The organism is Pseudorhizobium sp. NPDC055634 (assembly GCF_053618655.1).
In genome coordinates, this window is record NZ_JBSHHW010000011.1 from 174,775 (window position 1) to 183,926 (window position 9,152).

Here is a 9,152-nt window from a genome sequence, read left to right on the forward strand (position 1 = left end):
CCTGAACCCACAACGACTGAGACATGATCGCGCCGCCCCCTTGGGCCGGTCGCAAGGGAGACGTCTGCCATGACGACATCGAACATCATCGCATTTCCCCGCCGTGGAGCTACCGGCTCTGAACCGGACTCCGGTCGTCGCAAGGAAGCCAATCCTTCCGCAGCGCCTGCGCCGGCTGCGCAAGCAATCGCCCTGGCCATGGCAACGCCGCCGGGTGGGGCGTCCTCCGAGGCACAGCAGGAGTTCACTGAGACCGTCATCGGCACCGCGATCCGCTTCGCCCGGCGCAAGGGGCGCTCGCTGACGTCGCTGCCGCCGCAGATGCGCAAGTGGTTGCTCGAGCTCTGCGAGCATGGTGATCCGACGGCACGGGTGGTCCGCGACTGGTTGGAGGGAAACAGCCACCTCCCTATCGTCGGTTCGGCGACCAGGGATGGGGAGGGGATGTAATGGAAACCGTCACCGATCGCATCAGCCGCTATCTCCTCCGACGTATCCGTCGGCGGGCCGTGCTGGACCTCTATGAGAGTGCGGCGGTCGTAGAGCTGCTCACGTCACGATTCGCTGGTGACGGCGAAGATAGCGGAACCGCCTGGAGCATCACCGACGCTGCCATGGCTCTCCTTACCGGTGATCCGGACAAGGATCGAGCAGCGGTTGCCAGGGCACTTCAACGGGCAAGGCCCATCGTACCTCCGAACGAGACGGAGATGTATGACTTCAGCCATCAGACCGACCACCCTGTCGTTCGGGTGCTGCAGGACATCTGTGATGGTGAGCCTTCTATCGCCGGAGCGTCGAAGGGCGATGGACTGGTTCACCGGGACCGGAGGCTGGCAACGATCCGCTTGCTGGCGCTGCTTCGCGAACATCTGCCAAGACCAAACCCGGTTCAGGTGGCCGTGGCACTACTCGCGGCTCGCGCGGTCGGCGCAAGCGTGGACGACGTGCAGGCCCTTCTGAAGGTTCTGCGCGGCTCGTCACCCTGCCTCTCTATCAGCGTTCCGGTCAGTCAGTTCGAGCGCCGTTTCGGCATGCAGCTCGAGGAGGGCCTGATCATCCCATCGCGATGCGTCCTGTCGGACGTGATGAAGGGTCCGGGGATTTCTGGCCGCTATAATGAGAAGTGGCGAGCACGCCCGCACAGGAAGATCGCCACGCTGTCCGGGCAGGAGGCGCGGAAGGCGAACGAGCTGTCCCTCCGACGCTACATCGCCGATGCTCTGCTTGCGGCAGACCGGCCGCTGGTGATTGCCGACGAGACACCAGGCACCGCACTTCCGCTGGCGGCGCGCGCACCTGATCTGGCTCTGATAGGCCCGCCGATCGACCGGGAGCTGATCGCCGAAGTCCTGCTGCTCTGCCTTGGCATCGCGCCGAAGCGGTCCCTGAAGGTCATGGAAGGCATGAAGCTCGACCCAACGGGGCTTGGGCTGGATGACCTGGCGCTGGCAGTGCGTCCGGGGAGGCATGTCGCGGAGGTCATCCGCCTGCTTGGCGAGCTTGCCGAGAGAAACCGCGGCAGCGCCAAGGAAGAGGACGGTGAGGAAAGCCGGGCCGAAGGACTATCCTCCGCCGGCAGATCAGGAGCGGCAGGGAAAGGGAAGGCAGGTGCTCTGGCGGGGGAGGTGATCGAGCCGGAGCCGCTGGAGGTCACGGAAGTGGAAGGGCAGGGGGTGAGCAAGCACCTCAAGCCCCGGCCACCCCGGCGGCCGCTGCGTGTCGAGAAGCTCACCGGTTATGGCGAAGCGCGGCAGTGGGCGCTCGATCTGAAGGAAGACCTGAACCTCTGGCGGGAGGGCCAGCTCGACTGGTCGGAAATGAGTACACGTCTTTTGCTGTCCGGTCCGCCTGGCACGGGCAAGACGACATTCGCGCGGGCACTCTGCAATACGCTCCAGGTGCCGCTGGTCGCCACCTCGGTCGCTACATGGCTCGAGCCGGGCTATCTCGGCGATGTGCTGAAGTGCATCACCGCAACCTTCGCGGCGGCGACGAGGAAGGCACCCTGCATCCTCTTCATCGACGAGCTGGACAATATCGGCAGCCGCGGCAGAAACACCGGCAAGAATTATGATGATTACTGGACCTCGCTGATCAACCGTCTCCTGGAACTACTAGACGGGGCAGCGAAGACGGAAGGTGTCATCGTCGTGGGAGCCACCAACCTCCCGGACAACATCGATCCGGCGCTGCTGCGGTCGGGGCGACTGGAGAAGCATGTCGTCATTCCGCCACCGGACACAGATGCGATGGTCGGCATTCTCGTCCATCATCTCGGGGATGATCTCGCAGCCGTGCTGGCCTCGGCACCAGCCAGTGGATCACCCGAGAAGCCTGGGAAGCTGGCCGTCGCGCTGCCCGAACTGGTCGCGCCCGCACCTGTGCCTCGTTCGGCTGCAGAAGAACAGAAAGGTCCAGCCCATGACTGAGACCAGAACAGAAATCAGCTGGATTCGATCCTTGCGCCCGCTGGCGCTGCTCGCAACCGGTCGCACCGGCGCTGACATCGAGAGGCTTGTTCGGGAGGTGCGAAGACGTGCAAGCCGGGCGGGACGTCCCCTGGCGTGGAATGATCTCGAGGAGGCGTTGCGGGAACGGGCCGATGAGGTCTCTGATGAGCTGCGCTGGCGCATGGCGGTTCATGAAGCCGGCCATGCCGTTGCCTACATCCTGCTTGATGTCGGCGAGGTGGAGACGGTGATGATCGGAACGCCACAGGGCGGCAAGGTTCTGGCCCGGGTGAACCAGGAGGCCCTGCAGATGGAGAATGGCCTGATGCGGTTGATGGCCTGCATTCTTGCCGGTCGCGCGGCTGAAACCATCCACTTCGACGCCGTCCTCGTCGGCTCTGGCGGCAATCCAGAGAGCGATCTGGCGCGAGCGACGGGGTTGGCGGTCGACGCAGAGACCATGCTCGGTCTGTCGCCGGACCGGCCGCTTCTCTACCGACCGCCTGGAGGCTCGGATGCGCTCCTATACAACCCGCAACTCACGGACAGGGTGAACGCGCGCCTGGAGGCAGCGATGGAGACGGCGATGACCCTGCTCCGGACGAAGGAGGAAACACTGCTGAATGTCGCCCGGGAGCTGAACGAGCATCGCGTCCTCGATGGCGAACAGGTGAGGGCGCTGGTTACGGAGGCGAGCACGTGACAGTGGGCGGTCAGGCGGCTGCGTACCGCAACCAGCAGCGGCAGGGGATGTCGAGCCCGCTCCCCCGATCAGCGTTGCCGAACAATGGAAGCCCGATTCCGACCGGCACCCGGAAGATTCCGAATGCCGAAAGCTCGATTTCTGATCGAGGAAACGCGATTCCTGCTGCCGTCCCGATAACGCACAACCGGCTGAAACTCTGTTGCGGTCAAGCACGATGAACCTTGGAGAAGGTGTTGCAGATCGCCCGAATTGGATAACGAAGCGAATTGATTGACGGCAACTCAGGGCACGTTGCCCACAAACCAGGATAGATCATCTCAATTTATGCTGACGCGATTCGGAACTAGGAAGGTTCGATTCCAAGTTGCCGATCTTCGTTTCCAGATGCCGCATCGGCGATTCCTCGAGAAACGTCGTTTGACCTTTTTGTCCCTTGCATCACCGTCGGCCAGGCTGAAGCTCCAACAAGGAGCAAGCAGATGACCCGGAAATCTCGAAAGCAACGAAATGTGGAACAGCAGGTCCGCCAGCAGCGGGTTCGCGATGAGGGGAGGGAGAAGCGCCGACCTTCCAGGGAAGACGTGGCAAGGATGTTGCTCCGGCTGACGGTCCGTGGCGTTCAGACAAGACGGCGGGATGTGCGGGCGGTTCTGGACCGGTTGCGGGATGAGGTGGTCGAAGGCCTGGAGCGGTAGCGCTTCATTGTTCGCGAGAGCGAAGAGGTCTTCGAGGACCTTGTGACCAAGTATGCGAGTGGGCTCTTCCCATTCCGGCCGAAGCGCCATCTCGGTCGGACGGAGGGCTGACGACCCCAGCCTTGGCAAGTCAGGCTACCGCTGCCGTGATCGGACATCGCGGCCGTCTGTCCGGCTAGCGCAGACGTCGGTGAGCAGTTCAGGTGCGTCTTCCCCCCATTACTCCTTATCACGTCGTTTGCACAGGAATCGTCGTTTCGAGAGGCGCGAGCATTTACGACGCCTCCTCCCAGGAGGAGCATGTTCTGCCCGTCGCATTTGATGGTGTCGCCGTCGACTACTGACAGCGCAGCGCAGACGATCAGTGCTGAGATCATTCCCTCCTGCTCATATCCATCCAATCAACCTTGCAAGATTCCCGGCAGCCGCCGCCACGGCGAAGAAAACCCCGAGCGCCATGATCGTGAAAGCCAGCCAATCCGGCATCAAGCCCTTTCCCCACTCCATCTCCAGCCATAATCCGCGTGTTCTTCTCTCCGCACAAGGTGCAGCGGAAGCGGGCGATAGCTCCTTCAGGCTCATCAGTGATGACACCCGGTCGAGCGATGCCCGATCGATCTCTTTCATCATCCCACAGGCGCGGCACTCAACCACGAAGGTCCGTCCGTGCGGGATCTGGTAGAGCGCGTATGTCTCAAGCATGTTCGCGGCGATGAAGTGGCACTCGGTCATGTCGGGTCTCGTGCTGAGACCGCCGCATCGGTCGAAGGGTTGTCCCGCCGCCACTCGGGCGGGTGAAGAAATGGCTCGCCAACGTCTTACCGTCAAGAGCGCGGTCGCCCCACCCGCGAGAAGAACAGGATAAGAACGTGCTGCACGGATTTCGCACGCGACTGCACGCCATTTCGCGCTTTGTTCCGCCGCTTTATGCATCGTCACGACAATAGCTGGTGGACACTGTAACTGCAGAAGGCTGCAAAATAGGGGAAGTGATGGTGCTGCTAGAGAGATTTGAAATCTAATGTGGATTAATGAAATCAACGGGATAGAGTAGATTTTGTAACGTTGTGCCAACCACACTTTTGTGATCGCGCTAGTGATTGGCGCCCGCGAGCGGCGCCGGCAAAGCTCTGAAGCCACCGGCACGCCCGAGGAACGTTTCGCCAGGATGTCGGTTGGGAGAGCATCCTAGCGAGATGGGTGCCATTTGACCAAGCTGACAGTCGTACCCATGGCTCTTCGCAATGCCGTCTGGGTTGCCGCCGGCGTTTTTCTGCTCGTCGTTATTCCCTCCTACGCCGATCCCCCACCAGCGGGGTATCAGATTCACTGCCGCAAGTCTCGTTGCCCGACCGGAGGCGCACCCTCGGTGAAGCTGACCCCGGCTCGCAAGGCCGAACTCACAGCCGTCAACCGATTGATCAACCGCCGCATCGAATACGTCCCCGACGCAGGCGACGTATGGGAACTCGGAGTGACCAAGGGCGACTGCGAAGATTATGCACTGGCGAAGCAGCATGCGTTGATCGACCGCGGTTGGCCCCCCGCCGCCCTGCGGCTCGCAGAGGTCGAGACCGCAAGAAAGCGTCTTCACATTGTGCTGGTCGTCAAGACGGATGCGGGTGACTTAACGCTCGATAACCGCCGCTCGGCGATCCTTCCGCTGCAGGAGACTGGATATAGGCTCCGCAAGATCGCCACCACGAACCCGGCGGTTTGGTGGTCTCCAAGAGACGAAATGGCATACGCGGCTCCCGGTCCGTCCTGCGGGTAGATTACGCTCTATACGCGTTTCCTGATCGGGATTCACCCGGCACCGTGACCACCAGCATCCTCGTCTCGAGCTTGGCGAGTTGCTTTCAACCGGTGAGCCTCATCGCGTTTGAGCCCGTCCCTACGCTTACTCCGTATTTCCAGCCAACCGTTAAACGAACGGCCAGCAGTAAGCTCGCGATGGCTCCGGGGAGTGCTGTTAATGGTTCCCTCGCCGACGAGGGCGAAGGTGTTGCTGGGACACACTTCAGAGGCTTGAGCTCGCCTTTCCTCGCAGGGACCCGTCAATGGAAGCATCCGAAAACCGCCGTCTACTACCTCCATGGGATTGCGCATTAAGGAGGTACTTTGATAAGAACCCTAACGCGTTGCTACAACTTAGCGCTCTCATTAGCGGCCAAGATTGTAGGGATGACATCCTGGTATTATGCCATAGGTCAGCAACTACGCGGCCCTTTTGACGAGCCAGTGTTTCGCGACCTGATCCGAGACGGCACGGGCGACAGCGCGACCTCATGCTCGCCCTTCACCTTGAGCGTGATACTCAAAAATTCCGTGCTTGACGCCGACTGGAGGCGGCCGCATCGGCGTGCATCGCGCGATTGATGCCGGCTTTGGCTGAATTCAGCGCGTATCGGCGCGCACCCGCCAACTGCTCCATTGGGCGCTTCGGAAATGAAGACGCCGTATCGATGTTTGTAATGGACCAGAGTCAGACCGCTTCAACGTCAAGCTTGCAACGGGGGAACAGTCCATAGATGTAAAAGCTAGCAGTGCTCATCCCATGCTCCCGGCATAACTCTGGCACAGGAACGCCGCCTTCTGCCTGGCGCAGGATGGCAAGGATTTGGGGTTCGCTGAATCTGCTCGTCTTCATAAAAATCTCCTCGATCATAAAGCGCGAGAAAATTCTACTTTCGAAGCCATTAATTGGCGGGGGATTACCGTGGCCACCGGTCCCCCGATTACATCATGTCCGTTCTCCACCGTTTGCCGACCTCCACGGCACTTTCTGGCATCTTCACCAGTTTACACGCATACCGATCTTGCCGCCGGCGCCCCAGTCATCGCCGTCGAAGGTGGTCTCGTAATTGACATTCCCGTAGACGGTTATGCTCGGCGTTACTTGCAGGCTCCCGCCGATGCCAGCCTCGATCCAGTCCTGCTGAAGGTCTGCGCTGAACGGGATGAAGCCGGTTGCCGAGGAGAACTCCGTCGTGGCACTGCCGTCCAGGAACTCATGCCAAACATTGACCCGGCCCCAGGCTGTCGCGAGCCTGGCCGGCTCGCCGCCTGCAACCTCCTCTAAGGCCCAGCTTCGCGCGAGTCGCGCGCCGATGCGGCCGGCGAGCGAGTCGAGGTCGTCGAAACGCACCCCGGCCGCACCGTCATTGAACGAGTCCATGTTGATGTTCTGGTAGACGAGCTGAGCCTGCGGCTCGATCTGCCAGCCGTTGCCGAAATAAAACGGATACCCTCCTTCAAGCGAGGCAGCGAAACCGAAGCCGTTGACGTCCTGATCTGGAAAGCCGATCAGGGTGTCGCGTTGCGACTTGGTCGTGACATTGTACCAGGTTCCCTGCACGACGCCGTCAAGATACCAGTTGTTCTCGCCGTAGCGGGTCCAATAGCCGCCAACGGTCGCGGCGTCGAAACTGTCGGAGCCGGCGTCGAAGCTCGAGCGGCCCGCCCGATTGTGTGTGACGTCGATCTCACCATGGCCGAAGCCGAAGTAGAGACCGGCGTGGTCGCGCATCCCGTTCTCATATTCCCTGCCGTAGATGTCCACGCCCATCTGCATGGCACCAAAGCCATAGTCGAACTCGGGCCCACCGGCGCCGTAGATGCCGAGCGCACCACCGTCCTTGTGGCCCCAACGGCCGATGAGACGGCCCCAGGCACCGTTGAAGTTCTGGTCCTCGCGCAAGTCGGCGTGACCCTTCAGCTGCTCCTGCTCACCGATCCGCTCGTGCAGCGTGCCGATGATATGCCGGCCATAGATGGCTGCAACGGGAAGGATCGCCGTGTCGAGCGAGACCTCCTGCCGATAATCCGGGATATTCGGATCGAGCCCGCCGCCACCGTTGTCGCCATCCCCGTTGTCGCCATCCCCGTTGTCGCCGCCACAATTTCCGCCCGGGCCGCAAAGTTCACTTCTTAGGAACCAGTCGTTTTCTACAGCTGTTGTTACGCCACCGCGGAGCAGCGTGTACTCGTAGGGACCTGCAACCGCCGGCGCCGCGAGAGTGAACGTGCCAAGCGCGGTGGTAGCGCCATTAATCGCCTCGACGAGTCGAATGCCGTTGCCGGTCGTCAATGCGCCCGGCCCGTTCGTATTGGTGACGAGCACAGAGGAGTTGCCCGTTGCACTGCCGCCGTTGATGACCAGCAAGTCGGACGGCGAGCCGTCATCACCGAGAAACGTGTTGAATTTTACTAGGCTGCCCTGCTCGAAAATGGCGCTGTCGCTGCTGGTTGCGAGCGTGAAGACGCTGAAAGGCGACCCAGCCGGCGTGCTGCCTGCAATGTTCAGCGTCGCGTCGGGCTGCAATAGGAACTGATTGGCCGCCACGGTGCCTTCGACGCCGCCCTGAAGGGTCGCACCAGAGTTCACGGTGAAACTGGTGCTCTCGGCGTTGACACCATAGACCGCACCGTGGGCGACTTCGAACGTGCCACCTTGCACTGTTGTCTGAGCGTAGATGTTCGAGACATTCTCAGTTCGAGAGACGTCGAAACTAACCGTCCCGGGGCCAGTTTTGGTCACGGAGACGATCCCGCGCGCACCGTTGCTTTCGATCGGGTCAAAGAAAGAAATCTTTTGGCCCGCCGCCGTATTGAACTCGACTTGCGATGGGGCCACCCCTGCGTTGTTGAAGTAGATCGCGTTGGGCGCGCCACCTGTCTTGGTGTTGTCGGAAAAGGTAATATTGCCGCCCAGAGCGTTCAGGACGAGATTGCCACCGTTAAGAAAGATGGCGCCGCCTTGCCCGCCCGCCGTGTTGCCGGTGACCATCGCGCCCGTGGGGCTGCCTGGGGTCAGTGTGAATCCATTGCCGGCATAAACGGCCCCACCATTGGTTCCGGCAATGTTATCCGACAACATTGCGTTACCGTTTATCATTGTCGCCCCCACACTGCGGATCGCCCCGCCGAGAGTGGGAGCCCTGTTGCCGATGATATCGATAGTCGATTCGCTATTGCCGATCGAGACGTTGCCGGGAGTGTAGATCGCGCCGCCTTGGCTGCTCGTGGCCGTGTTGCCCGACAGCGTTATTTCCTGGCCGTCTACCGAGACATTGCTGCCATTGATCGCGCCGCCAAAAGCGCCCATGTTGCCGATGACGTCGACAGTCGATCCGCTGTTGCCGATCGAGACATTACCGGTGGCGTAGATCGCACCACCAGTGCTGGTGGTGGCTGTATTGTCTGACAGTGTTATTTCGTTGCCGTCTATCAGGACATCACTGGTGAGGCCGAGCCCAGCGACCGCGCCGCCAAAAGCGCCCATGTTGCCGATGACGT

At 61.2% G+C, this 9,152-nt stretch carries 6 protein-coding genes and 2 pseudogenes; 4 read left to right on the forward strand and 4 right to left on the reverse strand.

The features are described from left to right. Window positions 1–69 precede the first annotated feature (69 nt). From ACWGPT_RS17705 to ACWGPT_RS17715, 3 genes are read left to right on the forward strand one after another with little or no spacing between them, the layout of a single operon-like run. The gene (locus ACWGPT_RS17705) at window positions 70–450 is read left to right on the forward strand and encodes a hypothetical protein (RefSeq protein ID WP_452606944.1); all 381 of its coding nucleotides are present in this window, start codon (window positions 70–72) and stop codon (window positions 448–450) included. Then, the gene (locus ACWGPT_RS17710; protein ID WP_452606945.1) at window positions 450–2,432 is read left to right on the forward strand and encodes an AAA family ATPase; all 1,983 of its coding nucleotides are present in this window, start codon (window positions 450–452) and stop codon (window positions 2,430–2,432) included. The genes ACWGPT_RS17705 and ACWGPT_RS17710 overlap by 1 nt, the downstream gene beginning before the upstream one ends. Beyond that, entirely contained in the window at window positions 2,425–3,156 is a 732-nt protein-coding gene (locus ACWGPT_RS17715; protein ID WP_452606946.1) for an ATP-dependent Zn protease, read from the forward strand. The genes ACWGPT_RS17710 and ACWGPT_RS17715 overlap by 8 nt, the downstream gene beginning before the upstream one ends. Before the next feature lie 976 nt (window positions 3,157–4,132). Here the strand turns inward: ACWGPT_RS17715 and ACWGPT_RS17720 are convergent. Together ACWGPT_RS17720 and ACWGPT_RS17725 are read right to left on the reverse strand one after the other, a co-directional pair. After that, window positions 4,133–4,231 (reverse strand): annotated as a pseudogene (locus ACWGPT_RS17720) (thermonuclease family protein); the annotation flags it as partial. Between the two features lie 10 nt (window positions 4,232–4,241). Continuing rightward, complete coding sequence (locus tag ACWGPT_RS17725; RefSeq protein WP_452606947.1) at window positions 4,242–4,586, reverse strand: hypothetical protein; 345 nt, start codon at window positions 4,584–4,586, stop codon at window positions 4,242–4,244. Between the two features lie 475 nt (window positions 4,587–5,061). On the opposite strand from ACWGPT_RS17725, the gene ACWGPT_RS17730 reads away from it, so the two are divergent. Next, entirely contained in the window at window positions 5,062–5,628 is a 567-nt protein-coding gene (locus tag ACWGPT_RS17730; protein WP_452606948.1) for a transglutaminase-like cysteine peptidase, read from the forward strand. A gap of 759 nt (window positions 5,629–6,387) precedes the next feature. Here ACWGPT_RS17730 and ACWGPT_RS17735 read toward each other — a convergent pair. Next, window positions 6,388–6,504 (reverse strand): annotated as a pseudogene (locus ACWGPT_RS17735) (transposase); the annotation flags it as partial. A 144-nt stretch (window positions 6,505–6,648) separates the two neighbouring features. After that, the coding region (locus tag ACWGPT_RS17740) for an autotransporter family protein (RefSeq protein ID WP_452606949.1) at window positions 6,649–9,152 on the reverse strand (2,504 nt) is incomplete at its 5' end.